Source organism: Pikeienuella piscinae (genome assembly GCF_011044155.1).
In the GTDB taxonomy this organism is placed as follows: Bacteria; Pseudomonadota; Alphaproteobacteria; order Rhodobacterales; family Rhodobacteraceae; genus Pikeienuella; species Pikeienuella piscinae.
This window is the reverse complement of the sequence record NZ_CP049056.1, coordinates 321,599-347,266: the sequence shown is the minus strand read 5'-3', so window position 1 is coordinate 347,266 and position 25,668 is coordinate 321,599. Positions and strand designations below refer to the sequence as shown.

The window sequence follows — 25,668 nt, the reverse complement described above, 5'->3', positions numbered from 1 at the left end:
TCAGGCCCCGATCAGGGCGAGCCACCCGTCCTCGTCGATCACGTCGACGCCAAGTTCCTCCGCCTTCTTCCGCTTCGAGCCGGCGCCTGGCCCGGCGACGACGAGATCGGTTTTTGCGGAAACCGAGCCCGAGACCTTCGCGCCCATCGATTCCGCCCGCGCCTTCGCCTCGGCCCGCGTCATCCTCTCCAGTGTACCGGTGAAGACCACGGTCTTGCCCGCGACCGGGCTTTCTTTCGCCCGCGCCTCCGGCGCCGTCGGCGTGAGATGTTCGAGAAGGTCCTCGATGGCGCGCCGCTCCTTCTCGTTCGCGAAAGCGTCGGAGAGCGACAGCGCCATCACCGGGCCGACGCCGCCGGTGTTGATGAGATCGTCCCAGGCGGCCTGCGCCGCCGCATCCGCGCCGGAGGCTGCGATAGCCGCCTTGCGCGCCTCCGCGACGCGGGCGCGCCGGCCCTCCGCCTTTGCGGCGGCGCGCTCCCGCTCCACCGCCTCATCCGCCGCCCGGTGCGCGAGCGCAGCCGGGCGCGCCTCGTCCAGCGCAGTCACCATCGCCTCCCAACCGCCGTAATGTCGCGCGAGATCCTCTGCGCCCACTTCGCCGACATGACGGATCCCGAGCGCGAAGATCAGGCGAGCGAGCGGGATCGTCCTTCGCTCCTCGATGGCGCGGAAAAGATTGCCAGCGGAAGTTTCCCCCCAGCCATCGCGGTTCCTGAGTCGTGTCAGGCCTTTTCGATCCCGCGTCTCCAGGGTGAAGATATCCGCCGGCTCCCGGATCGGCAGCGTTTCGTCCTGATAGAACGCCTCGATCTGTTTCGCGCCCAGCCCCTCAATGTCGAAAGCGGAGCGGGAAACGAAATGCTTAAGCTTTTCAACCGCCTGCGCCGGGCAGATCAGACCGCCGGTGCAGCGGTGATCCGCCTCACCTTCCTCGCGGATCACAGGTGAGCCGCATTCCGGGCATTCCGTCGGCATCTCGTAGGGCCTGGCGTCCTTCGGCCGCCTGGACAGGTCCACATCGACCACTTTCGGGATCACGTCGCCCGCGCGATAGACCGTAACCGTGTCTCCCTCGCGCAGATCCTTGCCGTCACGGATCGCCTCGCCCTTGCCGTCGCGCCCGGCGATGTAGTCGGCGTTGTGCAGCGTAGCGTTGGAGACGACAACGCCGCCGACAGTGACCGGCCTGAGCCGCGCGACCGGGGAAAGCTTTCCGGTGCGCCCGACCTGGACTTCGATCCGCTCGAGGATCGTGGTCGCTTCTTCGGCGGGGAACTTATGGGCGATCGCCCAGCGAGGGCTGCTGGACCGGAACCCCAATCTTTCCTGCAGGTCGAGACGGTCGACCTTGTAGACAACACCGTCGATATCATAGCCGAGCATCGCACGTTGCGACTCGATCTTCATGTAATGCTTTATCAGCTCATCGACGGACTCGCAGCGCGCCATGAGGGGATTGACCTGAAAACCGAGCGCGCCGAGCCGTTCAACCGCGTCCATCTGCGTCTCCGCCAGCGGCTCGGAGCACGCGCCCCAGGCATAGGCGAAGAACCGGAGCGGGCGGGCGGCGGTGATCGCCGGGTCAAGCTGGCGAAGACTGCCGGCGGCGGCGTTGCGCGGGTTGGCGAAGACCTTAGCGTCCGCCTCCGCCGCGCGCGCATTGAGTGCGGCGAAATCGGCGTGGCTCATATAGACCTCGCCTCTCACCTCCAGAAGCTCGGGCGCATCACCTTCAAGCCGTTTCGGGATGTCAGCAATGGTGGCCGCGTTGCGGGTGACGTTCTCACCCTCCCGCCCGTCGCCGCGCGTCGCGGCCGTCGCAAGCCGCCCGTCCTCATAACGAAGCGACAATGAAAGCCCGTCGATCTTCGGCTCGGCCGTATAGATCAATTCGGCTTCCGGCCTGATCCCGAGGAATTTGCGCGCGTATTCGTCAAATTCAGCCACCTTGGCTTTCGCTTCGCGTACAAACTCATCAATCTCCTTCTTCTTGGCTTTCATGACGATATTCCCCAGCGACAGCATCGGCGGGTCATGCCGGACCTTGGCGAAGGCCTCGGAAACCGGAGCGCCGACCCGTTTCGAGGGACTGTCATCGCGAACGAGATGGGGGAACCGCGCTTCGATCCCCGCGTTGCGCAGGCGGAGCGCATCGTAAGCGGCGTCGTCGATCTCCGGCGCGTCGTCCTGATGATAGGCGCGATCGTACCGGGCGATCTCGGCGGCGAGCCGCTCAAGCGCCGCGGCCGCTTCGGCCTCGGTCAGCTCGTCAACCGGTTTTGCCGTCATTCCACCGCCCGCGCGCCGCTTCGTTCACGGTCGAAGGTCGGTTGCGACGATCCGGCCGTCAAGCCGGAACGTCGCGCTCGCCGCTGGTCTTTCTCCGCGTCGCGCGGTATTTGGCGCCGGGAGCGCAAGGACCGGACGCGACATGACCGAAGAGAGCTACAGCGAAGCGATCTCGCCGACCGAGGAGATCATCGAGGAGGCGCGCAACGGCCGCATGTTCATCCTCGTCGATCACGAGGACCGCGAGAATGAGGGCGATCTCGTCATTCCCGGCCAGATGGCGACGCCGGACGCGGTGAATTTCATGGCGACGCACGGGCGCGGATTGATCTGCCTCGCGATGACGGCGGAACGGCTGGACAAGCTCGGCCTGAACCTGATGAGCGCGCAGAACCAGTCGCGCCACGAAACCGCCTTCACCGTGTCGATAGAGGCCCGCGAGGGCGTGACGACCGGAATTTCCGCGCATGACCGCGCGCGAACCATTGCTGTCGCCATCGACTCGGCCTCCGGCCCCGCCGATATCGCCACGCCTGGCCATGTGTTTCCGCTCCGCGCCAAGACGGGCGGCGTTCTCGTCCGCGCCGGTCATACCGAAGCGGCGGTCGACGTGGCGCGGATCGCCGGGCTCAACCCTTCCGGCGTCATCTGCGAGATCATGAACGATGACGGGTCGATGGCGCGCCTGCCCGACCTGGTCGCCTTCGCGCAGCGCCACAATCTCAAGATCGGCACAATCAGCGACCTGATCGCCTGGCGGCGTCGGCACGATAACCTCGTCCGCGAAGTCGCGTCGACGCATATCGAATCCGAAATCGGCGGCCAATGGGCTCTCCGCGTTTTTCGCGACACCGCGAACGGAACAGAGCATATCGCGCTGGTGAAGGGCGAAATCACGCCGGGTGCGCCGACTCTGGTGCGGATGCACCAGCTCGATCCCCTCGAAGACGTGCTCGCGCTTGCCGGCGGCCACTGGCGCCAGGCGCCCTCCGCGATGGCGGCGATCGCCGAAGAGGGTTGCGGCGCGCTCGTCCTTCTGCGCGACATGTCGCCCAATCTCGTCTCCGCGCGGCTGAACAACGCCCCGCACGACGCGCCGAAGCGGCTCAAGCAATATGGCGTCGGCGCGCAGATTCTCGCCGCGCTTGGAGTCGGTGAGATGACGCTCCTGACAAACTCGCCAAAACCGGAGGTCGTGGGCCTCGAAGCATACGGACTCTCGATCACCGGCGTCAGAGCGATTCCGAATTGGAAGGAATGAACATGGCGTCGACCGAAGACCGCATCGCCCTCGCGCCACCGCGTTTTGACGACGCGCCGCGCATCCTGATCGTCGCCGCGCCCTTCTATCGCGACATCGCCGACATGCTGATCGCCGGCGCCCGCGCGGCGCTGGACGCCGCGGGTGCGAAACACGAGCTGGCTGAGGTTCCGGGCGCGCTGGAGATTCCCATCGCCATCCGGCTCGCGGAGCGGCGCTTTTCCGCATTTGTCGCGCTCGGCTGTGTGATCCGGGGCGAGACGACACATTACGAGACCGTCTGCAATGACAGCTCTCGCGCTCTCACGCTGCTCGGCGTCGAGCGCGGGCTCTGCCTCGGCAACGGCATCCTCACCGTGGAAACCCACGCTCAGGCGGTCGTCAGGGCCGATCCGGCATGCATGAACAAGGGCGGCGGCGCAGCCGAGGCGGCGCTGCATCTCCTCGCCCTCAAACGGCGCTTCGCCGCCCCCGCGACCGGAAAGGGCGACATACGCCTCGCCGGCGACCCTGTGATCGGAGGAGTCTGAATGTCGCGGGAGGTTCAGGCCCCGAAGGGTGAAGATCGCCGCCGAATGCGCTCCGCCGCGCGCCTCGCCGCGGTGCAGGCGCTCTATCAGATGGAGCTTTCCGGCCAGCCCATGGTCACGGTCCGCAACCAGTTCGAAGCGCACCGCATCGGCATGGAGATCGACGGCGCACAGTACCACGACGCTGATATCGCACTTTTCCGCCGGCTGCTGAAACACGCGCTCGCCCGACAGATCGAGATCGACCAGACCACCGACCGCATTCTGGTCGAGAAATGGCCGCTCGGCCGTATCGACGCCACGCTCCGCGCCCTCTTCCGCGCCGCCGGCGCCGAACTTCTCGAGGAGCGAAAAACCCCGCCCAAGGTGATAATCACCGAATATGTGGACGTTGCGCGCGCGTTTTTCCCCGAGGGAAAGGAGCCGGGTCTCGCCAACGCCGTTCTTGATGCGATGGCGCGGGAGACGCGGCCGGACGCGTTCGCGAAGCAACAGGAATAGCCCCGATCATCCCGCTCGCCGTTCACGTTGGAGCAACCAGCGCAACGCGCCGCAACAGCAAAGTATCGTGTTACTCGATCGGCGAGAGGAGCGCGGGGGCCGTAACCAGCGCTCGGACGCCATGCGATTTGGTCTCGTTGAAGACATTCGCCTCCGCCCAGCGATGAAGAGAGGCGATGTCGAGCTTGACGCAATCCGGCCTGACGCTCCAGGTCACGTGAAGTGGCGAACATATCGACGCGGAATAGGCCGGCCCGGTGGTCGAGCCGGCATAGATCACCGGAACACCGCCATCGGGCAAAGCTTTCGGTTGTGGCCGCCCCACGCGGTTGGCCGCGTAGGCATAGTCGCCGAAATCGAGGGCCTCAGGGTCGTTCACCAGCAGGAACACCTGCGCCTCAACGCGAATTTGCGGCTCGGCGCAGGTCTGCGGCGCGCAGGCGGCGAGCCCCTCTCCCGGCATGACGTCACATGAAGAGTAGACCCAATGCACCTCAACCGTGTCGCCCGGGGCCGCACCCTTATAGGCGCCCTTGAGCGGCGCGCGCTCCGCCGCAGTCAGCGCGTCCGATCCATTACAGCGAAATCCGCCCGCACCCGAGGCATACGCGAATCCGGGTCCGCGATGCTCGGCCTGTGTGTGCGTATGGATATTGCAGAGGTTGAGGCTGGCGGCCGACGGCGCGAGAGCGAAGGCTTTCGTATTCTGCCCCGCCTTCGTCGAGATGTCGCGCGGCGATTGCGGCCCGAATCCTTCGCAGATCTCCTGCGTCTCGGCGGCGAATCCCATACAAATCAAAACAAAAAAGACTGCGGATGACCTCAGTATTCGCATCGCCAATCTCCGATTTGTCCGCGACAGCGCGCCGCCTACGCTCCGATTGACTTTCGGACACGTCTGTCTATTTTGCAACGCACATAAGGAAGAGCGTCAATATGGACGCTCAGGGCCGCGTTGAACAGGCGGCCATCAGACCGCCAAACAACGCGAAAGGGTCCTATGACTTCCTTCTCAGAACTTAATCTCGATCCGAAAGTCTATCAGGCTATCCTTGAGGCCGGCTACGACACGCCAACGCCGATCCAGGAGCAGGCGATCCCGCATGCGCTGATGGCGAAGGACGTGCTCGGCATCGCCCAAACCGGCACCGGCAAGACCGCCGCCTTCACGCTGCCGATGATCACGATCCTGGCGCAGGGTCGGGCGCGGGCGCGTATGCCGCGCAGCCTCGTTCTCTGCCCGACGCGTGAACTGGCGGCGCAGGTGGCCGAGAATTTCGAGATCTACGGCAAGTATCACAAACTCACCATGGCGCTGCTGATCGGCGGCGTCAGCTTCAAGGATCAGGACAAGCTGATCGACCGCGGCGTCGACGTTCTGATCGCGACGCCGGGTCGGCTTCTCGACCATTTCGAACGGGGCAAACTGATGCTCACCGGGATCGAGATCATGGTGGTGGATGAGGCCGACCGGATGCTCGACATGGGCTTCATTCCCGATATCGAACGCATCTTCAAACTCACGCCCTTCACGCGGCAGACCCTTTTCTTCTCCGCCACGATGCCGCCGGAAATCACGCGATTGACTCAGGAGTTCCTACATAATCCGGTGCGGATTGAGGTGGCGCGGCAGGCGACGACGGGCGAAAATATCTCTCAGCGCGTCATCGAGTGGAAAGCCTCGTCCAAAGAGGCGGCGGATAGCGAAAAACGCGATCTTCTTCGCGCGTTGATCGACGCCGAAGGCGAGAAGCTGACCAACGCCATCGTATTTTGCAATCGTAAGTCGAATGTCGACATCGTCGCGAAGAGCCTCTCGAAGCACGGCTACAACGCTGCGCCCATCCATGGCGATCTCGACCAGAAGGTGCGAATGCGGACGCTGGACGCTTTCCGCGCCAACGAGTTGAGGATTCTCGTCGCGTCGGATGTGGCGGCGCGCGGGCTCGACATTCCCATCGTCTCCCATGTCTTCAATTTCGACGTTCCGATCCACTCCGAGGACTACGTCCACCGTATCGGGAGGACGGGCCGTGCGGGGCGCGCCGGCGACGCGCTGACGCTCTGTCTGCCGCATGAAACGAAATATCTCGACAAGATCGAAGAGCTGATTGAGACGAAGATCGATCGGACGCCCCCGCCAGCGGACGCCGTTCGCGTAGGGCGCAAACCGCGCCCCGAACCACGCGGTGAGAACAACCGGCGCGCACGACGGCCACGGCGCGACGAGTCACGGCGAAACGGTTCCGAAACCGAAGAGGCCCGCAGCGTCGAAGCCGAATCTGCAGCGGCGCCTGCGACGGAACAGCCGCCAGCCGCGCAGAAAAATGAACCGAAGCGCGAACAGCAGGCCGAACAGGCGGCGCCGAAACAGAACCAGCGGCGGCGAGAGTCAGGCGGCGGTCTGCGCAATAGCAACGCCGCTCAGCGCAACAATGGCGATGGCGCGCCGGTGAAGGGGCTTGGCGACCATATGCCCGCCTTCATGTCGATCCCGCTGCCGAAACTGAAATCGACGCGAACCAAGTCGAGCGATAAGACCAACAACGACGAGGCTGCGGCGTAAGCCGCAGCGGGCCGGCGCGCCTTCAGCGGCGACAGAGCGATTGACGTGTAGGGCCGCGCCAATCGCCAGAAGCGCTCACGGGGTGAGCCGCCGGCGGCGGAGCAGTGCGTGATCAGGCGCATTCCGCGCCCGCCCATTTTATCTGGTCTATTCTGCTTCAAGCCGCGTCACCAGGACGCTCGCGACCGGCTTCTTGCCCCACGCCTCCATCGCCGCTTTCCGCGCGACGCGCTCCGCGAGTTCGGCGATGCGGTCGTCGGAGCGCAACTCACGCTTTGACGCGCCGCCGATCGCCGCATCGACGCGATCGCCGATCAGAGCGGCGATTTCTTCGCCATTGCGCCCCTTGACCGGCAGGCCTTCTGTCCTGACCCGCGGGTCGGCGAAAAGCTCGCCAGCTTCATCAATCACGAGGCTGACCGCGACATGGCCCTGGCGTGCCAGTTTCAAGCGCGCGCGGATCACCCCGTCCAGCGCGCCGACCAGCATCTCGCCATCGAGATAGACGCGTCCGGTCTCCACATGTCCGACCACCTGCGGCTGATTGAGATCCAGGCCAACGATGGTCCCGTTCGGCGCGACGATGGAGGCGGCGCCCCATCCTTTCGCCAGCATCGCGTGCTCCACCAGGTGGCGATGCTCTCCATGAATCGGAGCGGCGACCTGCGGACGAAGCGCCCGATAGATCTGCTGGATATCTTCGCGCTGACCGTGGCCGGAGACATGGATCGGCTCCATGTCATCGTCGACCACGTCGATTCCCTGTTCGGAAAGCAGATTGTAAAGCCGATAGACCTCCTTCTCGTTCCCCGGAATGGTTTTCGAGGAAAAGAGGACGAGATCACCGCTTTTCAGCTTCACGGTTGGATGGCTGCCCGTGGCGATGCGGGCGAGCGCGGCGCGGCCTTCGCCTTGGCTTCCCGTAATCAGGTAGAAGAGATTCTCGGCCGGAATATCGCGAGCCCTGTCATCGCCGACGATCGGCGGAAAGCCTTTCAACGCGCCGGTTTCGACCGCGGTCTCGATCATCCTTTGCATCGCGCGACCGGCGACGACGACGGAGCGCCCGCACTCGGTTGCGACTTCCGCCAGCGTCTTGAGGCGCGCGACATTGGAGGCGAATGTCGTCGCGGCGACGGCCCCCTTCGCGCTCTTGATCAGACGCTTCAGATGCGGGCGGAGCGGCTGCTCGCCACCGGCCTCACCATCCTCGAAGATGTTCGTTGAATCGCACATCAGCGCCAGCAGGCCTTCGTCGCCGATCTCGCGCAGACGCGCCATGTCGGTCGGCCGGCCGATCACCGGGTCGGGGTCGATCTTAAAGTCGCCGGTGTGAACCAGCCGGCCCGCCGGGGTCTCTATGAGCAGCATCGCCGGGTCAGGAATCGAATGGGTGACCGGCAGGAAGGAGACCCGGAAAGGCCCCGCCTCGATCGGCGTGTCCCATTTCGCGGTCTTCACCACCTGCGGCGAGCGCCCGACCTCAGAGAGCTTCCTCCGCGCGATCTCGGCGGTGAAAAGTGGCGCGGCGACGAAGGGTGCGCGAATTTTCGGCCAGAGCCGACCGAGCGCGCCGATATGGTCCTCGTGCGCATGGGTGATGAATACCGCCTCGAGCCGGTCTCCGATCTCCTCGACGAATCTGATATCCGGCATAACCAGATCGACGCCCGGCGACGTGTCCATGTCTCCAAAAGATACGCCGCAATCCACCATGATCCAGCGCCGGTCTTTCACCGGACCATGACCATAGAGGTACATGTTCATTCCGATTTCGCCCGCGCCGCCAAGAGCGACATAGACGAGATTCGCATTATCAATCATTTAGGGTCTGTTTTCCTTATAGATTTTGACGAGCCCCCGCATAGTCAGGTCCCCGTCCACATGATCAATCGCCAGCGTTCCCTCAGCCATCAAGGGGGAAAGACCGCCCGTCGCGATCACCGTCATCGGTACGCCAATTTCTTCAGACACCCGTTTGCACACGCCTTCGATGAGGCTGACATAGCCCCAGTAGACGCCCGATTGCATACAGCTCTCGGTATCGGTCCCCACCACCTGCTGCGGTTTCGCTATATCGACATTCGGCAGCTTCGCCGCCGCCTCATGTAGGGCCTTGAGAGACAGATTCACACCCGGAACGATCAGCCCACCGGCATAGGCGCCCTCGAAATCCACTACGTCGAATGTCGTCGCGGTGCCGAAATCCACGATGATCAGGTTGGGCCCATACGCGTCGAATGCGCCGACGGTGTTGACCAGTCGGTCGGCGCCGACCTCGCGCTCGCGTTTGACCTTGATCTTCACGCCGAGCGCGCAGTTCGGCTCACCCACGACAAGCGGCTCACACTTGAAGAACTCGCGGCAGAGGCGCTTCAGATTAAAAAGCGTCTGCGGCACGACTGTTGCGATGATCGCATCCGTGATCGCCTCCAGCGGCACGCCATGATGGTCCATCAGCCTGTTGAGCCAGACGAAATACTCGTCTGACGTGCGCGGCCCGTATGTCGAGCATCGCATGGCGGTAAGCAGGCGGTCCCCATCGAACACCGCGAAGACGGTATTGGTGTTCCCGGCGTCGATTGCGAGAAGCATGAAAGCGCTCCTGTCAGCGGAAATAGATATCGGCGGCGTGAATTCTCCGCCGGCCATTCGCGGTTCCGAGCACGAGCGCGCCCTCAACGTCCACATCCTCGAATACGCCGGTGACGTTCTCGCGCGGGGTCCGCGCCTCGATCCTCTCTCCGAGTCGCGCGGCGCGCGCCAGCCACGCTTCCCGGATCGGCGCGAAACCTTCAGCAGCAAGGAGCGAAGCCCAGTATGCGAGCCGGGCCGCGATCGATGTGAGCGCGTCCTCCGCTGAAACCCGCACCCCCGCCTCTTCGAGCAAACTCGTTGGCGGGTGCGAACTGGCGCCGTCTGCGGCTGGCGCGCTGACCAGATTGACGCCGACGCCAATGGCGAGCCAATCGAGTTTTCCCGCGCGCCCCGCGCTCTCAAGCAGCACGCCGGCGGCCTTGCCGCAGCCAAGGAGCGGATCGTTCGGCCATTTCAAGGCCGCGCGTCCACCATGCGCCTCAAAGAACTCGGCCACGGCGATACATGCGGCGAATGAGAGAAGCGCGCTCCCGGATGCCGGCATCCCAGGGCGCATCAGGAGCGTCGCGTAAAGATTACCGTCGCCTTCGGTCCAGACGCGGCCCTGACGCCCGCGCCCGGCGACCTGCCGTCTGGCCCTGATCCACAACGGCGTCTCGGCGCCCGCCAGAGCGCGACGGCGGGCCTCCTCGTTGGTGCTGTCGATCTCGTCGAGAACGACGAGTCCCACGCCATGCGGCCATACGACGGCCAGGCCCGGTCGCATCTAACGGACGAGCGCTTCGGCGGCGGCCCTGCTCGCCTCGATCAGCCCGAACCCGTCCATGAACGGCAGCCAACCGATCGTCATCGCCAACGCGCAGAAGCCAAGCGTCAATCGATGCGAAGCCAGAAGCCGCCCGTCGAGCGGCTGATCCACTTCGTCGAAATACATCAACTTGATGATCCGTAGGTAATAGAACGCGCCGATCACGGAGGCGACCACACCGGCGAGCGCAAGCGGCGCAAGCCCGGCGTCGACCGCAGCGACGAAGACGAAATACTTACCAAAGAATCCGGCGAGCGGCGGAATTCCAGCCAGCGAGAACAAGAGCGCCGCCAGCGCCATCGCCTGCCCCGGAGAATTTTTGGAGAGGCCGCAGAAATCGTCGATCCGCGTCACGGGCCGCCCGCCACGCTCCATCGACAGGATGAACGCAAATACACCAAGCGTCATGATGAGGTAGATCGCCAGGTAGATCAGCAGCGCTTCCGCCCCGTCTACCGTCCCGGCCGCGAGACCGATCAACGCGAAGCCCATATGGCCGATCGAGGAATAGGCCATGAGCCGCTTGATATCGGTCTGTCCGATCCCCGCAAATGCGCCCCAGAACATCGAGACGAGCGAGATGAAGACGATAATCTGCCGCCAGGCCTCGGTCGCATCGCCAAAGGCGTCATACATCACGCGGGCGAAAAGCACGCCGGCCGCGATCTTCGGCGAAGTGGCGAAGAACGTGGTGACCGGGGTGGGCGATCCCTCATAAACGTCCGGCGTCCACATGTGGAAAGGCGCCGCGGACATCTTGAAAGCCATGCCTGCGGCGAGAAAGGAAATACCGAAGATCAGACCGAGCGAAACTTCCTCCGCCGCGACCACCGCGGCGATCCGCGTGAAATTCGTCGAGCCGGTATAACCATAGACCAGGGACGCCCCATAGAGCAGAAGACCAGAGGACAATGCGCCAAGAACGAAATACTTGAGCCCGGCCTCGGTCGATTTCAGGCTGTCCCGCCGAAACGCGGCGACGACGTAGAGCGCAAGCGATTGCAGCTCCAACCCCATATAGAGGCTCATCAGATCGCCCGACGAGACCATCATCATCATGCCCGTGACCGCGAGGCCGATCAGCACGGGAAACTCGAACTTCATCAGGCCGCGCCGCACTAGAAAGTCGCGCGACAGCACCAGCACCACCGCCGCCGAGAGCAGGATGAGCACCTTGGCGAAATTTGAGAACGCGTCGGCCACATAGGCGCCGCCAAAGGCGACGCCGGAGCCCGGGTCGACCGCGATTATCGCGGCGAGCAGGGTCATCAGGCCCGCCATCAACCAGTTGACCGTCCCGGCGCGCTCATCTCCGCCGCCGAACGTGCCGAACATCAGAAGGCCCATGGAGCCGAGCGCCAGAATAATCTCCGGCAGGACGAGGTCGAAATCTGCGCCGGTCATCAGTGTCTCACTTCATGGCCAGGTTGAAGTTGTCGCGCGCGGCGTCGATATTCGCGAGAAGCGCGTCGACCGAATGGCCGAAAAGATCGGTCAGGAGGCTGGGATAGACGCCGAGGACGATCGTGCCGATCACGAGCGGAGCAAAGATCGCCGTTTCTCGCCGGCTTAGGTCCTTGATATTCTTCAGACTCTCCTTGATCAGTTCGCCAAAGACGATGCGCCGATAGAGCCAGAGCGCGTACGCGGCGGAGAGGATGACGCCCGTCGCCGCGAAGAACGCGGTCCAGGTCGAGACCTGGAACACCCCGACCAGCGTCAGGAATTCCCCGACGAAACCCGAAGTGCCCGGCAGCCCGACATTCCCCATGGTGAAGAGCATGAACACGGCGGCGTAGATCGGCATGCGGACCACAAGTCCGCCATAGGCGGCGATTTCTCGCGTGTGCATCCGGTCGTAGATCACTCCGACGCAAAGAAAGAGCGCGCCGGAGATGAATCCGTGGCTGATCATCTGGAAGATTGCGCCATCGACCCCCTGCCGGTTCGCCGCGAATATCCCCATCGTGACGAAACCCATATGCGCGACGGAGGAATAGGCGATCAGCTTCTTCATGTCCTCCTGCATCAGCGCGACCAGCGACGTATAGACGATGGCGATAGCCGAGAGGAGGAATACGAAATCAGCCATCAGTTCGGACGCCACCGGGAACATCGGCAGGCTGAAGCGCAGGAAGCCGTAGCCGCCCATTTTCAACAGGATCGACGCCAGCACGACGGACCCCGCGGTCGGCGCCTGCACATGCGCGTCCGGCAGCCAGGTGTGCACCGGCCACATCGGCATCTTCACCGCAAACGAAGCGAAGAAGGCGAGCCATAGCAGCGTCTGGAAACCACCGAGTATGTTCCAGCCGAGTATCTCGATCGGCGCGGAGTCGAAGCTGTGAATCAACAGCTCCTTGATATCCGTGGTTCCCGCGTCCCAATACATCGCTATCATCGCGATCAACATCAGTAGTGAGCCGAGGAGCGTGTAAAGAAAGAACTTGAAGGAGGCGTAAACCCTGTCCTTGCCGCCCCATATTCCGATGATGAGAAACATCGGAATGAGCCCGCCCTCGAAGAACAAGTAAAAGAGGATCATATCCAGCGAGACGAATACGCCGATCATCAGCGTCTCCAGCACGAGGAAGGCGATCATGTACTCCTTCACCCGCGTCTCGACTTTCCAGGAGGCCGCTATCACCAGCGGCATCAGGAATGTCGTCAGCATCACGAAGCCGATCGAGATGCCGTCCACGCCGACCCGATAGGCCAACGCGCCTAGCCAGGCGCGCTCCTCAACGAATTGAAAGCCGGTGTCGGTCGGATCGAAGCCGATCAGGACCGGCAGCGACAGAACGAAAGTGAACACGGTTGTGAAGATCGCCGTCCAGCGCGCGTTCTGCACCGCCTGCCCGCTGTCGCCCTTCACCAACAACAGGATGATCAGCGCGCCAATGAGCGGCAGGAAGGTGATGATGGAGAGATAGGGCAGCATCATCAGCCTCCGACGACCGTATACCAGGTGATGATCGCGCAGATTCCGAGGATCATCGCGAAGGCGTAATGGAAGACGAAGCCAGATTGCGCCCGCCCCGCGAGCCCGGTGAAGAACGGCACCACCCCAAGCGCCAACCCATTGACGGCCCCGTCGATCACGTTGCCGTCACCGCGCCTCCAGAGAAAGCGCCCGAGCCACTTCGCGAACCGCACGAAGATGAAATCGTAGATCTCGTCGAAATACCACTTGTTGAGAAGGAAGAGGTAGAGCGGCCTCTGCTGGCGAGCCAGCGCCTCGGCGGAACCGGGTCTGAGGATATACATGACATAAGCGATGACGAAGCCGATCAGCATGGCGAAGAAGGGCGAGGCCTTTACCAGCCAGGAGACCCCGTGCGCGTCATGGACGACGTGATTGTGCTCGCCCGAGAAGATCGCGCCAGCCCAGAACTCATTCTCGTGATGGCCGAAGAAGTCACCGTAGAACACCATGCCCGCGACGACTGCGCCGAATGCAAGCACATAGAGCGGGATCATCATCACGTTCGGGCTCTCATGCGCGTGATCGTAGGTATGCGCGTCCGCGCGTGTTTCGCCAAAGAAGGTGAGGAAGATCAGTCGCCATGAATAGAACGACGTCATCGCCGCCGCGACGACAAGCAGCACGAACGCATAGCTCATACCCTCGCCCGCGAAGACGCTCTCGATTATCGCGTCCTTGGAAAGGAACCCGGCGAAACCGATCCCGGTCAGCGGAATACCGACACCGGTGATCGCAAGCGTGCCGGCCATCATCATCCAGTAGGTGAGCGGGATCTTCTTCCGCAGCCCACCGTAATGGCGCATGTCCTGCTCGTGATGCATCGCATGGATAACCGAACCGGCGCCGAGGAAAAGCAGCGCCTTGAAGAAGGCGTGGGTGAAGAGGTGGAACATCGCCGCCTCATACGCGCCGACCCCGGCCGCCGCGAACATGTAGCCGAGCTGCGAGCAGGTCGAATAGGCGATCACTCGCTTGATATCGGTCTGCACCAATCCGACGGTCGCGGCGAAGAACGCCGTCGTGGCGCCGATCACGGTGATGAAGATCAGCGTGCTCGGCGCGAATTCCATCAGCGGCGACATCCGGCAGACGAGAAACACGCCCGCCGTAACCATGGTCGCGGCGTGGATCAGCGCCGAGACTGGCGTCGGCCCCTCCATCGCGTCCGGCAGCCAGGTGTGAAGCAGGAACTGCGCCGATTTCCCCATCGCGCCGATGAAAAGCAGGAAGCAGAGCAGTTCCGCCGCATTGAGGTCCATGCCGACGAAACCGATCGTGCTCTCAGCGAGCACCGGCGCCGCGGCGAACACGTCGTCGAAGGCGATACTGTCGACCATGAAGAACAGGCCGAAAATCCCAAGCAAGAAGCCAAAATCACCCACCCGGTTGACGATGAAAGCCTTGATCGCCGCCGCGTTCGCGGAGGGCTTGTGATGCCAGAATCCGATCAGGAAATAGGAGGCGACACCCACCCCCTCCCAGCCGAAGAACATCTGGAGAAGATTGTCCGAGGTCACCAGCATCAGCATCGCGAAGGTGAAGAAGCTGAGATAGGCGAAAAACCGCGCCTTGGAGCGATCCTCCTCCATGTAGCCGATGGAATAGAGGTGAACGAGCGATGAAACCGTGGTGACGACGACCAGCATCACGCACGTCAGCGTATCGACTCGGATCGCCCAGTCGGCGACGAGCGCGCCGGAATCGAACCAGCGAAAGAGCGGGAACGTCGCACCCGCCTCGCCGGTATGCGTGAAAAACACGATCCATGAGAGCAGAGCGGTGAGAAACAGAAGCGCTGTCGGTATCGCCATCGCCATCTTCTCGCCGATCGCGCGACCGAAAAGCCCTGCGACCAGCGCGCCGAGCAGCGGAGCGAAGAGTATGATCTGGAACAACGGCTCAGCCCTTCATCACGTTGACGTCTTCGACCGCGATCGAGCCGCGATTGCGGAAGAAGCAGACAAGGATGGCGAGCCCGATCGCTGCCTCCGCGGCCGCGACGGTCAGCACGAAGAGCGCGAAGATCTGGCCAACCAGATCGCCAAGATGCGCCGAAAACGCCACCAGGTTGATGTTGACCGCCAACAACATCAGCTCGATCGACATCAGGATGATGATGATGTTCTTGCGGTTGAGAAAAATCCCGAAAATGCCGGTGACGAACAGGATCGCCGCGACGGTCAGGTAGTTTGAAAGTCCGATCTCCATCGCCTAGATCCCCTGCCCCGGTTTCACATCGCGCAGTTCAACCGCCTCTTCGCGCCGCCGCCACATCTGTCCGGTTACGTCTTGGCGCTTGACCTCTTCGCGATGGCGCATCGTCAGCACGATGGCGCCGATCATCGCCACGAAGAGGACCAGCCCGGCGGCCTGGAAGAGATAGACGTAATCGGTATAGATCAGACGACCGAGCGCGACGGTGTTCTCCACCTGATCGGAGGCCGGCGTCTCCGCCATTCGTTGCACCGGAGCTTGCGGCGCGATCAGCCATTGACCGATCACGAGGCCGAGTTCCACCAGAAGAACGACGCCGATCATCACCCCGAGAGGCAGAAAATCCGCCACTCCCTTCTTCAGCTCGGCGAAATCAACATCCAGCATCATCACCACGAAGAGGAAAAGCACCGCGACCGCGCCGACATAGACGAAGACCATCACCATTGCGATGAACTCCGCGCCCATCAGAACGAACAGGCCAGCCGTGGAGAAGAACGCGAGGATGAGCCACAACACCGAGTGCACCGGGTTGCGCGCCAGCGTGACCAGAAGCCCGGCGGCCACGGTGACCGTGGCGAAGACGTAGAATGCGATGGCGGTCAGCGCCATGATGGTCCCCTCTCGCTCGCGTCAGCGATAAGCCGCGTCAAGTTCGATATTCCGCGCAATCTCGCGCTCCCAACGGTCGCCATTCTCCAGAAGCTTCTCCTTGTTGTAGAAAAGCTCCTCCCGCGTCTCGGTGGCGAACTCGAAATTCGGGCCCTCGACGATGGCGTCCACTGGGCAGGCCTCCTGGCAGAAGCCGCAATAGATGCATTTCGTCATGTCGATGTCGTATTTCGTGGTGCGCCGCGAACCGTCCGCGCGCGGCTCCGCCTCGATGGTGATGGCCTGTGCCGGGCAGATCGCTTCGCAGAGCTTGCAGGCGATGCAGCGCTCTTCACCGTTCGGATAACGCCGCAGCGCGTGCTCGCCCCGGAAACGCGGCGAAAGCGCCCCTTTCTCAAAGGGATAGTTCAGCGTCGCCTTGGGCTTCAGGAAGTACTTGAAGCCCACCTTGAAGCCGATGAAGATGTCGGTCAGCAGAAAATACCAGAACGCCCTGTCGAACGGGATGCTCATGACGCCTCCATCGGTTCGGGCTGCACAGCGCGAACCCGCCGCGCGCCCGCTGTCTCGCGCATCTCATCGCAAAGGTAAACCCGCTCCGCGGGATTCTCGTTCGTCATGAAGGAGGGGTAAATGAACCGCACGCCTCAGCCCCCCACGGCCCAGCGAGCGTAGCCCGGCACGCCGAACTGCGCGAATCCCGCGACCAGCACGATCCAGCCGAGCGAAAGCGGCAGGAACACCTTCCAGCCGATCCGCATCAGCTGATCGTAGCGATAGCGCGGCACGATCGCCTTCACCATCGCGAACATGAAGAAGAAGAACACCACCTTGAGGACGAACCACAGAACGCCGTCCGGCAGGAACGGAACCGGTGAAAGCCAGCCTCCGAAGAAAAGGATCGTCGTCATCGCGCACATCAGCACGATGTTCATGTACTCCCCGATCATGAACAGGAGATAAGGCGTGGAGGAATACTCCACCTGATAACCGGCGACGAGTTCCGATTCCGCCTCGGGCAGATCGAAAGGCGGCCGGTTCGTCTCCGCCAGCGCCGAGACGAAGAAGAGCACCACCATCGGCAGATGCGGCAACCAGTACCAGTTCAGGAAACCGAGCCCGCCATCCTGCGCACGGACGATCTCCGAAAGGTTCAGCGAACCGGTCGAGATCAGCACTCCGACGATGATGAAGCCGATCGAGACCTCATAGGAGACCATCTGCGCCGCAGAGCGCAGCCCGCCGAGAAAAGGATATTTCGAGTTCGACGCCCAACCACCCATGATGACGCCGTATACGCCGAGCGAAGAGATCGCGAAGATGTAGAGGATGCCGACATTGAGGTCCGAGATCACCCAGCCGTCGGCGAAGGGGATTACCGCCCAGCCGATCGCCGCCAGCACGAAGGTCGCGAGCGGCGCCAACAGGAACACCACCTTGTCCGCGCCCGCCGGGACGACAATTTCCTTCATGATGAATTTCAGGAAGTCCGCGAAGCTCTGCAAGAGTCCGAACGGCCCGACGACGTTCGGGCCGCGCCGAAGCTGCACCGCCGCCCAGACCTTGCGGTCCATGTAGAGAAGAAACGCGAGGCTGACGAGCAATGAGACCGTCACTACAAGGCATTGCGCCAGGATGATCAGGAAAATGCCCGCCTGGGTGTCGAAAAAATCCATTACGCTTCGCCTTCCCGTGCAACGCCCGCTTCATCGCAGTAGATGAGCCAGTCTTCGACCGCCGCCGCGCGGCCCTCCGCCGGCGGCGCGCCTTTCACCGGCGCGCCGGCGGTCGCCATCGTCTGATAAACGAGATCCGCGTCCACGCCGTCGCCGATCGCGTCCCGTTTGGCGACGCCTCCGACCCATTCGAGCGCGCCCGCGCCCGCGGCCCGCGCATGTTTCGCCGCGGCGCAGTGATGCGCCGCCAGCGCGTCCTCGTCGACGGCCGAACCCGCCACCCGGATGACGCCCGCGGCGGCGTCGGTCACGGTCAGCCCCGGCGCGACGGGCGGCGTCGGCGCGGGCGCCTCGGCCCGCGGCGCGGCGCAACCGGCGAGCGCCGCCGCCGTCAGGGCGGAGAAGAAGGCGGCGCGGATCATTCCGCCGCCATCCGCGTCGCCGCCCGTTGCTTCGCCAAGCGCGAGAGTTCGGCCATGATCGCTGAAGCGCGCGCGATCGGGTTGGTGAGATAATGGTCTCGGATCGGCGTCTCGAGCGGGGCGCCGTCCATCTCCCCCGTCGGAACCGGCGTCCAGTCGCAAGGCTCGATCGCGTCGATCCGCGCGAAATGCGGATGCGCCTCAAAGAGCGCCGAGCGGAGCGCGGCGAGGTTGTTCCAACGCTGTGTCGCGCCAAGCTCCGCGGAAAGCGCTCGCAGAATCGCCCAGTCCTCCTTCGCTTCGCCGGGCGGGAAGCCGGCGCGATACGCCATCTGCACGCGGCCTTCGGTGTTCACGAAAAGCCCCGACTGCTCGGTATAAGCGGCCCCGGGCAGGATCACATCGGCCCGATGCGCGCCGCGGTCGCCATGGCTGCCCTGATAGATGACGAAGGCGGCATCCGGCGCGTCGACTTCATCGGCCCCAAGATTATACACGACCTCGGCGTCAGCCAGCGCCGCCTCCATCCCTCCCTCGACGGCGAAACCGACATCCATCGCCCCGACCCGCGAAGCGGCGGTGTGAAGCACGAGGAGCCCGGAGCCGGATACATCCGCCATCTTCATCGCCGCGCCGAGCACCGCCGCGCCATCCGCACGCGCGAGCGCACCCTGCCCGACGATGACCAGGGTCTTTTTCGCCTTGGTCTCGTCCGAGACGCCATCGGCGATCATCTGGCTCAGGGTCTCCGGCCCGGCCCCCGCATGGTAGTATTCATAGGTCAGATCGACCGCCTTTCCGATCAGCGCGACCTCCGCGCCATTGATCCAGGCCTTGCGGATACGCGCATTCAGCACCGGCGCCTCGATCCGCGGATTGGTCCCGACGAGCAAAATCATCTCGGCGCTGTCGATATCCGCGATCGATGCGGAGCCGACATAACCGGAGCGGTTTCCGATCGGCAGCGCCGCGCCGTCGGTGCGGCATTCGGCCGACCCGCCCAGCCCTTCGACCAGCCCTTTCAGGCTCCAGATCGCCTCGACCGGCGCCAGGTCGCCGGCGAGCGCGGCGAGCTTTCCGCCCTTCATCGCTTCGGCGGCTTTTGCGAGCGCCTCGCCCCATCCTGCCGGGCGGAGCCTGCCGTTCTCGCGGATATAGGGCTTGTCGAGCCGCTGCCGGCGCAGCCCGTCACAGATATGACGCGTCTTGTCCGCGATCCACTCCTCGTTCACGTCGTCATGGTTCCGCGGCAGAATGCGCATCACTTCGCGGCCGCGCGTATCGACGCGAATGTTGGAGCCGAGCGCGTCCATCACGTCGATACTTTCGGTCTTGGTCAGCTCCCAAGGCCGGGCGTTGAAGGCGTAGGGCTTGTTGGTGAGCGCGCCGACCGGGCAGAGATCGACGACATTGCCCTGCATTTCGCTCTCGAGCGCCGCCTCGAGATAGGTCGTGATCTCGGCGTCTTCGCCCCGTCCGGTCTGGCCCATCTGCGTGATGCCCGCGACCTCGGTCGTATAGCGCACGCAGCGGGTGCAGGAGATGCAGCGCGTCATCTGCGTGCCGACGAGCGGGCCGAGATCGGGATCGGCGACGGAGCGCTTCGGCTCCCGGAAGCGGGAGAAATCGACGCCGTAAGCCATCGCCTGATCCTGAAGGTCGCACTCCCCGCCCTGATCACAGATCGGGCAGTCCAGCGGGTGGTTGATAAGCAGGAACTCCATCACCCCTTCACGCGCCTTCTTCACCATCGGCGTGTTGGTGAAAACCTCCGGCGGCTCGCCGTCCGGGCCCGGGCGCATGTCGCGGACCTGCATCGCGCAGGACGCGACGGGCTTGGGCGGCCCGCCCTTGACCTCGATCAGACACATCCGGCAATTGCCGGCAATCGAAAGGCGTTCATGGTAGCAGAAGCGCGGAATCTCTTTCCCCGCCTCCTCGCAGGCCTGAAGGAGCGTCATCGCCCCATCGACCTCCATCTCGATCCCGTCGACCTTGAGTTTACGAAGATCGCTCATCGATTAACCTCGCTCGCCGCCGGCGCGCCGGCGGTCAAATCCTTCAGCGCCCGCATAAGCCGCGCCAGCGCGCCCCGCGCGGGCATGAAATCCACCGCTTCGACGCCCGCCGTCCGCTCCGCGCTTTCGCGCATCATCAGGCGCAGCTGATATGGGTTGTCGCCCATGCACATCGCCCTACCCCGCCGCCATCGCGCTGACGCGGCCGCGCTGCTTCGCCTTGATCCGGTCCTCAATCTCGCCCCGGAAGTGACGGATCAGGCCCTGGATCGGCCAGGCGGCGGCGTCGCCGAGCGCGCAGATCGTGTGACCTTCGACCTGCGTGGTGACTTCGAGGAGCATGTCGATCTCCTCGATCTCCGCGTCGCCAGTCACCAGCCGCTGCATCACCCGCATCATCCAGCCGGTGCCTTCACGGCAGGGCGTGCATTGTCCGCAACTCTCGTGCTTATAGAAGGCCGAGAGCCGCCAGATCGCCTTGATCACGTCCACCGACTGATCCATCACCATCACCGCCGCCGTGCCGAGGCCGGATTTCTGATCACGCAGCCAGTCAAAGTCCATGATCGCGTCTTCACACAGGCTCGCGGGCAGCAACGGCACCGACGAGCCGCCCGGAATCACGGCCTTCAAGTTGTCCCATCCGCCACGCACGCCTCCGCAATGCCGATCGAGCAGTTCGCGAAGCGTGATCGACATCTCCTCTTCGACGACGCAGGGCGCGTTCACGTGGCCGGAAATCGCGAAGATCTTCGTGCCGGTGTTATTCGGCCGCCCGAACCCCGCGAACCAGTCGGCCCCGCGCCGAAGGATCGTGGGCGCAACCGCAATGGACTCCACGTTATTCACCGTGGTCGGGCAGCCATAGAGGCCGGTATTGGCGGGGAAAGGCGGCTTCAGCCGCGGCATGCCCTTCTTGCCCTCGAGGCTCTCCAGAAGCGCCGTCTCCTCGCCGCAGATATAGGCGCCGGCGCCGTGGTGAAGGTAGATGTCGAAATCCCAGCCGGATTTGGCCGCGTTCGGCCCCAGAAGGCCGGCATCGTAACATTCGTCGATCGCCGCCTGCAGCGCTTCCCTCTCACGGATGTATTCGCCGCGCAGATAAACATAGCAGGCATGCGCACCCATTGCGAAACTGGCGATCAGGCATCCTTCAATCAGAGTGTGGGGATCATGGCGCATGATCTCCCGGTCCTTGCAGGTGCCGGGCTCGGACTCGTCGGCGTTGACCACAAGATAGGCCGGCCTGCCATCGGATTCCTTCGGCATGAACGACCACTTCAACCCGGTCGGGAATCCCGCTCCGCCGCGCCCGCGCAGACCAGAGGCCTTCATTACCGCAATGATCTCATCGCGGCCACGCTTTATGATCTCCGCAGTTCCGTCCCAGTGCCCGCGCGCGCGCGCGCCCTTGAGGGAGCGGTCATGCATCCCATAAAGATTGGTGAATATCCGGTCCTTGTCGTCCAGCATCAGGTCTTTCCTCGCGCACGCATCGGCAGGGGTGATGAACCCGCGGCCGGCGCCTTCATGCCTTCACTCCGGCGAGGACCGCCGGCGCGCTGTAACGCCAGGCGCCGACGCCATCGCGCAAAGTCGCCTCTTCCGTCAGCAGGGTCGAGGGTTTCAAGCCCGATTGCCCGCCGCCGACACCCTTTCGCCCGCTATCCGCCGCCACGCCCGTCGACCAGTGAGCGCCCGGCGCCGCGGGCGCCGCAACGGTCGGCCCAACCGGCTCTGGCGCGCTCGGAGCCCTCTCCGGCGTCGCCGCCGACTGCAGGTCGGTCACCGGGGCCGCAGGGCGCGCCGGCGCTGTCGCGCGATCGCCGCCCCCGCAAGCCAGTTTCGGCAAGAAATGCCCGACCCCCGCGCCGATCAGAACGAAAAGAACGATGCCCCAAAGCGAGAACACCGCGCCGGAGATGAGCGACGCGAGCACGGCGGCGATCACGACCGCAGCCGCATAGCAGACCGGTCTGCAGATTCCAGTGCTCACGTCACTCTCCTCTTGCGCCTATTCGGCAGCCAGCTTTCGGGCCTGCTCGATCCAGCCTTCACGCTCGACCCGACCCTTGAAATTCAACTGTCCATCAATCCAGGCGACGTCGTTGTCTGTCCAGGCGGCGATCTGATCGAAATGAAAGACGCCGATCTGGTTCAAGAGTGTCTCAAGCTTCGGCCCTACTCCCTTGATTCTCTTCAAGTCATCGGCATGCCCTTCGCGCGCGGCCTTCAGCAGTTCCGGCCCGTCTCCGGGCGCCGCGGCATCCGCCATCGCTTCTTGCGGCGCCTTTGGCTCGGTCGGCTCGGAGGCGGGTTTCGCTTCCTCCGCGGCCCTGCGCGGCGCGCTTTCGGGCGCGGCGTCCGGGTTCCCGCCACTGGGCCGGCCAGTTCCGCGCCCGTCGGTGATCCGCATATTGGTGTCGCCGAGAACACGCGCCAGTTCTCTTGACGCGTTCTCCGCGACACGCTCCGCTTCCGGTATCTTCAGAGAGGTCAACCCGGTGATTGGCTCCGACGCATAGCGCCCGTTCTGCGGACCGGGTGTCGGGACTTTCCCGGCCGCGAACTCGTCGATGATTTCCGCGAAGCGCTCCGCCGTCAGATCCTCGTAGTAATCCTTCCCGATCTGCGCCATCGGCGCATTCGAGCAGGCACCGAGGCACTCGACCTCCTCCCAAGAAAACTTCCCGTCAGCGGACAGTTCATGCGGATTCGGCGCGATCTTCTCACGGCAGACCGCGATCAGATCCTCCGCGCCGCAAATCAAGCACGAAAGCGTGCCGCAAACCTGAAAATGAGCGACAGAGCCGACCGGCTGCATCTGGAACATGAAATAGAAGGTCACGACCTCAAGCACCCGGATATCGGCCATCCCGAGCATTTTCGCCACGGTCTCGATGATCGGTCGGGTGATCCAGCCTTCCTGCTCCTGCGCGCGCCACAAGATCGGAATAACGGCGGAGGCTTGCCGCCCTTCCGGGTATTTGGCGATCTGCGCCTCGGCCCACTTCTGATTCTCGGGCGTGAACGCAAAGCTCTCGGGCTGAGTGTGGTGAAGCCGACGCAGCATCAGACGCACTCGTCGGTCTGAAGGACAAGCAACTCACCCTCTCGAACACCGTCGCCGGACTCGAGAATATCGAACACGATGGCGCGGAGCTCATCGCGCAGGAAATCATTCGCCTCAATCTGCTTCATGGTCGTCGGATCAGGCGCGAGATTGTGGAACTTGCACCCATTGTTCTCGAGTATCGAAATGAAGAGCGCGCGACGCTCCGGCTCAAAACCGCGATCCTGCGCGAGCGCCGTCCCGGGGACGACGACAGCGGCGAACAGCATCGCGACGGCGAGTTTCTGGACTTTCACCTGTCGATCTCCCCGAAAACCACGTCCAACGACCCGAGAATAGCGCTCACATCCGCAAGCTGATGGCCTTTGCAGATATGGTCCATAGCCGCGAGATGCGGAAAGCCCGGCGCGCGCAGCTTGGCCCTGTAGGGCTTGTTGCCGCCGTCAGAAACCAGATAGACGCCGAACTCGCCTTTGGGCGCCTCGACGCAGGCGTAAACCTCGCCCTCCGGCACATGGAAACCTTCGGTATAGAGCTTGAAGTGATGGATGAGCGCCTCCATCGAACGCTTCATCTCGGCGCGCCTCGGCGGCGCGATCTTGCCATCTCGGGTTACAACAGGCTCACCCTTGCATTGATCCATCTTCTCAAGCGCCTGGCGGATGATCTTTGTGCTCTCGCGCATCTCTTCGATGCGGCAGAGATAGCGGTCGAAGCAATCGCCATTCTTCCCCACCGGGATCATGAAATCAAATTCGCTGTAGAGCTCATAAGGCTGCGCGCGGCGCAGATCCCATGACCAGCCGGACCCGCGCACCATCACGCCAGAAAACCCGAGCGCCTGCGCATCCTCGATACTGACGACGCCGATATCGACATTGCGCTGCTTGAAAATGCGATTCTCGGTCAGCAAGAGTTCGATGTCGTCCAGAACCTGCGGAAATTCCTCCGTCCACTGCCAGATGTCGTCGCAGAGTTCCGGCGTCAGGTCCAAGTGAACGCCGCCAGGGCGGAAATAGGCGGAATGCAGCCGCGCGCCGCAGGCCCGCTCATAGAACACCATCAATTTCTCACGCTCTTCGAAGCCCCAGAGCGGGGGGGTCAGCGCGCCGACATCCATCGCCTGCGTGGTGACATTGAGCAGGTGATTGAGAATGCGCCCGATTTCGGAATAGAGAATCCGGATCAGCGAGCCGCGACGCGGGACCTCGACCTTCGTCAGCTTCTCGATGGCGAGGCACCAGGCATGCTCCTGGTTCATTGGAGCGACGTAATCGAGCCGATCGAAATATGGCAGATTCTGCAGATAGGTGCGGCTCTCCATCAGCTTCTCGGTGCCGCGATGCAGGAGGCCGATATGCGGGTCCACCCGGTCGACAATCTCGCCGTCCAGTTCCAGAACCAACCGAAGAACGCCATGCGCCGCAGGGTGCTGCGGCCCGAAGTTGATGTTGAAATTGCGGATGCGCTGCTCCGCGGTCATGACGTCGCCGTCCATTACGACGCCTCCTTCTTCTCGTCGCCTGGCAGGATGTACTCGGCGCCTTCCCACGGGCTCATGAAATCGAAGAGCCGATAGTCCTGAACCAATGACACCGGCTCATAGACGACGCGCTTCTGCTCTTCGTCGTAGCGCACTTCGACATAGCCTGTGGTCGGGAAGTCCTTGCGCAAGGGATGCCCGCGAAACCCGTAGTCGGTGAGGATGCGGCGCAGGTCGGGATGACCGGAGAACATCACTCCGTACATGTCGAAAACCTCCCGCTCGTACCAGTCGGCGGACGGATAGATCTCAACGCATGACGGAACGAATTCAGTCTCGCCGACGGCGAGCCGAATCCGGATGCGCTGATTCTGGCGCATGGAGAGCAGGTGATAGACGATATCGAACCGCTTTTCGCGGCCCGGATAGTCCACCCCGGAAAGATCGACCAGAGTAGTGAACTGGCAGGCGCCGTTGCTCTTCAGATATTTCAGAAGTTCGACAATCGCTCCTGGCGTCGTCTCCAGCGTCAGTTCGTCATTCTCGATCGCGCTCGAAGAGACAAGATCGCCCTTCGCCGCTTCGATCAGTTCGCTGAGCTCAACGAGAGCTTCGCTCATCTCTCTCT

25 protein-coding genes are annotated in these 25,668 nt (G+C 63.3%); 4 read left to right on the top strand and 21 right to left on the bottom strand.

Features of this window, described 5'->3' with window-relative positions:
* The gene (ligA, locus tag G5B40_RS01645; RefSeq protein ID WP_165094230.1) at window positions 1–2,292 is read right to left on the bottom strand and encodes an NAD-dependent DNA ligase LigA; all 2,292 of its coding nucleotides are present in this window, start codon (window positions 2,290–2,292) and stop codon (window positions 1–3) included.
* A gap of 142 nt (window positions 2,293–2,434) precedes the next feature.
* Here ligA and ribB point away from each other — a divergent pair, with 142 nt between their 5' ends.
* From ribB to nusB, 3 genes are read left to right on the top strand one after another with little or no spacing between them, the layout of a single operon-like run.
* Window positions 2,435–3,553 (top strand): 3,4-dihydroxy-2-butanone-4-phosphate synthase, encoded by a 1,119-nt coding sequence (gene ribB, locus G5B40_RS01640; protein WP_165094227.1) that lies wholly within the window; start codon window positions 2,435–2,437, stop codon window positions 3,551–3,553.
* Between the two features lie 2 nt (window positions 3,554–3,555).
* A complete protein-coding gene (locus tag G5B40_RS01635; protein WP_165094225.1) occupies window positions 3,556–4,083 on the top strand; it encodes a 6,7-dimethyl-8-ribityllumazine synthase in 528 nt (175 codons plus the stop codon).
* Complete coding sequence (gene nusB, locus G5B40_RS01630; protein WP_165094222.1) at window positions 4,084–4,584, top strand: transcription antitermination factor NusB; 501 nt, start codon at window positions 4,084–4,086, stop codon at window positions 4,582–4,584.
* A gap of 70 nt (window positions 4,585–4,654) precedes the next feature.
* On the opposite strand, the gene G5B40_RS01625 is transcribed toward nusB, so the two are convergent.
* The gene (locus G5B40_RS01625) at window positions 4,655–5,419 is read right to left on the bottom strand and encodes a delta-class carbonic anhydrase (RefSeq protein ID WP_165094219.1); all 765 of its coding nucleotides are present in this window, start codon (window positions 5,417–5,419) and stop codon (window positions 4,655–4,657) included.
* 165 nt (window positions 5,420–5,584) lie between these two features.
* Between G5B40_RS01625 and G5B40_RS01620 the strand changes: the two genes are divergently transcribed.
* Window positions 5,585–7,150: a DEAD/DEAH box helicase gene (locus tag G5B40_RS01620; protein ID WP_165094216.1), complete on the top strand. Its 1,566-nt coding sequence runs from the start codon at window positions 5,585–5,587 to the stop codon at window positions 7,148–7,150.
* A gap of 147 nt (window positions 7,151–7,297) precedes the next feature.
* Here G5B40_RS01620 and G5B40_RS01615 read toward each other — a convergent pair whose 3' ends face one another.
* The 19 genes from G5B40_RS01615 to G5B40_RS01525 all read right to left on the bottom strand — a co-directional run bounded on the left by G5B40_RS01615 (window position 7,298) and on the right by G5B40_RS01525 (window position 25,660).
* A complete protein-coding gene (locus tag G5B40_RS01615; protein ID WP_165094213.1) occupies window positions 7,298–8,974 on the bottom strand; it encodes a ribonuclease J in 1,677 nt (558 codons plus the stop codon).
* A complete protein-coding gene (locus G5B40_RS01610; RefSeq protein ID WP_165094210.1) occupies window positions 8,975–9,745 on the bottom strand; it encodes a type III pantothenate kinase in 771 nt (256 codons plus the stop codon). It abuts the gene before it with no gap.
* 13 nt (window positions 9,746–9,758) lie between these two features.
* Window positions 9,759–10,514 (bottom strand): biotin--[acetyl-CoA-carboxylase] ligase, encoded by a 756-nt coding sequence (locus G5B40_RS01605; protein WP_165094208.1) that lies wholly within the window; start codon window positions 10,512–10,514, stop codon window positions 9,759–9,761.
* Window positions 10,515–11,960: an NADH-quinone oxidoreductase subunit NuoN gene (gene nuoN / locus G5B40_RS01600; RefSeq protein ID WP_165094205.1), complete on the bottom strand. Its 1,446-nt coding sequence runs from the start codon at window positions 11,958–11,960 to the stop codon at window positions 10,515–10,517.
* Window positions 11,961–11,967: 7 nt separating this feature from the next.
* Window positions 11,968–13,497, bottom strand: coding sequence for an NADH-quinone oxidoreductase subunit M (locus tag G5B40_RS01595; RefSeq protein WP_165103116.1), 1,530 nt, complete (start codon window positions 13,495–13,497; stop codon window positions 11,968–11,970).
* Window positions 13,498–13,499: 2 nt separating this feature from the next.
* On the bottom strand, window positions 13,500–15,437 hold the full coding sequence (gene nuoL / locus G5B40_RS01590; RefSeq protein WP_165094202.1) for an NADH-quinone oxidoreductase subunit L: 1,938 nt from the start codon (window positions 15,435–15,437) through the stop codon (window positions 13,500–13,502).
* Window positions 15,438–15,441: 4 nt separating this feature from the next.
* Window positions 15,442–15,750 (bottom strand): NADH-quinone oxidoreductase subunit NuoK, encoded by a 309-nt coding sequence (gene nuoK, locus G5B40_RS01585; protein WP_165094199.1) that lies wholly within the window; start codon window positions 15,748–15,750, stop codon window positions 15,442–15,444.
* Window positions 15,751–15,753: 3 nt separating this feature from the next.
* Window positions 15,754–16,368 carry an NADH-quinone oxidoreductase subunit J gene (locus G5B40_RS01580; protein WP_165094196.1) on the bottom strand — a complete coding sequence of 205 codons (615 nt, stop codon included), beginning with the start codon at window positions 16,366–16,368 and terminating at the stop codon, window positions 15,754–15,756.
* A 21-nt stretch (window positions 16,369–16,389) separates the two neighbouring features.
* Window positions 16,390–16,881 (bottom strand): NADH-quinone oxidoreductase subunit NuoI, encoded by a 492-nt coding sequence (gene nuoI, locus G5B40_RS01575; RefSeq protein WP_165094194.1) that lies wholly within the window; start codon window positions 16,879–16,881, stop codon window positions 16,390–16,392.
* A 134-nt stretch (window positions 16,882–17,015) separates the two neighbouring features.
* Window positions 17,016–18,044 carry an NADH-quinone oxidoreductase subunit NuoH gene (nuoH, locus tag G5B40_RS01570; protein ID WP_165094191.1) on the bottom strand — a complete coding sequence of 343 codons (1,029 nt, stop codon included), beginning with the start codon at window positions 18,042–18,044 and terminating at the stop codon, window positions 17,016–17,018.
* Window positions 18,044–18,466 (bottom strand): hypothetical protein, encoded by a 423-nt coding sequence (locus G5B40_RS01565; protein ID WP_165094188.1) that lies wholly within the window; start codon window positions 18,464–18,466, stop codon window positions 18,044–18,046. The genes nuoH and G5B40_RS01565 overlap by 1 nt, the downstream gene beginning before the upstream one ends.
* Window positions 18,463–20,484, bottom strand: a complete 2,022-nt coding sequence (nuoG, locus tag G5B40_RS01560) for an NADH-quinone oxidoreductase subunit NuoG (RefSeq protein ID WP_165094186.1) — start codon at window positions 20,482–20,484, stop codon at window positions 18,463–18,465. The genes G5B40_RS01565 and nuoG overlap by 4 nt, the downstream gene beginning before the upstream one ends.
* Complete coding sequence (locus tag G5B40_RS01555; protein ID WP_165094183.1) at window positions 20,481–20,651, bottom strand: hypothetical protein; 171 nt, start codon at window positions 20,649–20,651, stop codon at window positions 20,481–20,483. The genes nuoG and G5B40_RS01555 overlap by 4 nt, the downstream gene beginning before the upstream one ends.
* Window positions 20,652–20,661: 10 nt before the next feature.
* Entirely contained in the window at window positions 20,662–21,957 is a 1,296-nt protein-coding gene (nuoF, locus tag G5B40_RS01550; RefSeq protein WP_165094180.1) for an NADH-quinone oxidoreductase subunit NuoF, read from the bottom strand.
* 55 nt (window positions 21,958–22,012) lie between these two features.
* The gene (locus G5B40_RS01545; protein ID WP_165094178.1) at window positions 22,013–22,480 is read right to left on the bottom strand and encodes a hypothetical protein; all 468 of its coding nucleotides are present in this window, start codon (window positions 22,478–22,480) and stop codon (window positions 22,013–22,015) included.
* Between the two features lie 18 nt (window positions 22,481–22,498).
* Complete coding sequence (nuoE, locus tag G5B40_RS01540; RefSeq protein WP_165094175.1) at window positions 22,499–23,557, bottom strand: NADH-quinone oxidoreductase subunit NuoE; 1,059 nt, start codon at window positions 23,555–23,557, stop codon at window positions 22,499–22,501.
* Entirely contained in the window at window positions 23,557–23,853 is a 297-nt protein-coding gene (locus G5B40_RS01535; RefSeq protein ID WP_165094173.1) for a hypothetical protein, read from the bottom strand. Before G5B40_RS01535 ends, nuoE begins: the two co-directional genes overlap by 1 nt.
* Window positions 23,850–25,055 (bottom strand): NADH-quinone oxidoreductase subunit D, encoded by a 1,206-nt coding sequence (locus tag G5B40_RS01530; protein WP_165094170.1) that lies wholly within the window; start codon window positions 25,053–25,055, stop codon window positions 23,850–23,852. Before G5B40_RS01530 ends, G5B40_RS01535 begins: the two co-directional genes overlap by 4 nt.
* Window positions 25,055–25,660 (bottom strand): NADH-quinone oxidoreductase subunit C, encoded by a 606-nt coding sequence (locus G5B40_RS01525; RefSeq protein WP_165094168.1) that lies wholly within the window; start codon window positions 25,658–25,660, stop codon window positions 25,055–25,057. The genes G5B40_RS01530 and G5B40_RS01525 overlap by 1 nt, the downstream gene beginning before the upstream one ends.
* Between the last annotated feature and the right edge of the window lie 8 nt (window positions 25,661–25,668).

Bases quoted from the DNA above. Each gene is read 5' to 3' on its own strand.
- ligA (WP_165094230.1), bottom strand. From the start codon at position 2,292: ATGACGGCAAAACCGGTTGACGAGCTGACCGAGGCCGAAGCGGCCGCG.
- ribB (WP_165094227.1), top strand. From the start codon at position 2,435: ATGACCGAAGAGAGCTACAGCGAAGCGATCTCGCCGACCGAGGAGATC.
- G5B40_RS01635 (WP_165094225.1), top strand. From the start codon at position 3,556: ATGGCGTCGACCGAAGACCGCATCGCCCTCGCGCCACCGCGTTTTGAC.
- nusB (WP_165094222.1), top strand. From the start codon at position 4,084: ATGTCGCGGGAGGTTCAGGCCCCGAAGGGTGAAGATCGCCGCCGAATG.
- G5B40_RS01625 (WP_165094219.1), bottom strand. From the start codon at position 5,419: ATGCGAATACTGAGGTCATCCGCAGTCTTTTTTGTTTTGATTTGTATG.
- G5B40_RS01620 (WP_165094216.1), top strand. From the start codon at position 5,585: ATGACTTCCTTCTCAGAACTTAATCTCGATCCGAAAGTCTATCAGGCT.
- G5B40_RS01615 (WP_165094213.1), bottom strand. From the start codon at position 8,974: ATGATTGATAATGCGAATCTCGTCTATGTCGCTCTTGGCGGCGCGGGC.
- G5B40_RS01610 (WP_165094210.1), bottom strand. From the start codon at position 9,745: ATGCTTCTCGCAATCGACGCCGGGAACACCAATACCGTCTTCGCGGTG.
- G5B40_RS01605 (WP_165094208.1), bottom strand. From the start codon at position 10,514: ATGCGACCGGGCCTGGCCGTCGTATGGCCGCATGGCGTGGGACTCGTC.
- nuoN (WP_165094205.1), bottom strand. From the start codon at position 11,960: ATGACCGGCGCAGATTTCGACCTCGTCCTGCCGGAGATTATTCTGGCG.
- G5B40_RS01595 (WP_165103116.1), bottom strand. From the start codon at position 13,497: ATGCTGCCCTATCTCTCCATCATCACCTTCCTGCCGCTCATTGGCGCG.
- nuoK (WP_165094199.1), bottom strand. From the start codon at position 15,750: ATGGAGATCGGACTTTCAAACTACCTGACCGTCGCGGCGATCCTGTTC.
- G5B40_RS01580 (WP_165094196.1), bottom strand. From the start codon at position 16,368: ATGGCGCTGACCGCCATCGCATTCTACGTCTTCGCCACGGTCACCGTG.
- nuoI (WP_165094194.1), bottom strand. From the start codon at position 16,881: ATGAGCATCCCGTTCGACAGGGCGTTCTGGTATTTTCTGCTGACCGAC.
- nuoH (WP_165094191.1), bottom strand. From the start codon at position 18,044: ATGGATTTTTTCGACACCCAGGCGGGCATTTTCCTGATCATCCTGGCG.
- G5B40_RS01565 (WP_165094188.1), bottom strand. From the start codon at position 18,466: ATGATCCGCGCCGCCTTCTTCTCCGCCCTGACGGCGGCGGCGCTCGCC.
- nuoG (WP_165094186.1), bottom strand. From the start codon at position 20,484: ATGAGCGATCTTCGTAAACTCAAGGTCGACGGGATCGAGATGGAGGTC.
- G5B40_RS01555 (WP_165094183.1), bottom strand. From the start codon at position 20,651: ATGGGCGACAACCCATATCAGCTGCGCCTGATGATGCGCGAAAGCGCG.
- nuoF (WP_165094180.1), bottom strand. From the start codon at position 21,957: ATGCTGGACGACAAGGACCGGATATTCACCAATCTTTATGGGATGCAT.
- nuoE (WP_165094175.1), bottom strand. From the start codon at position 23,557: ATGCTGCGTCGGCTTCACCACACTCAGCCCGAGAGCTTTGCGTTCACG.
- G5B40_RS01530 (WP_165094170.1), bottom strand. From the start codon at position 25,055: ATGGACGGCGACGTCATGACCGCGGAGCAGCGCATCCGCAATTTCAAC.
- G5B40_RS01525 (WP_165094168.1), bottom strand. From the start codon at position 25,660: ATGAGCGAAGCTCTCGTTGAGCTCAGCGAACTGATCGAAGCGGCGAAG.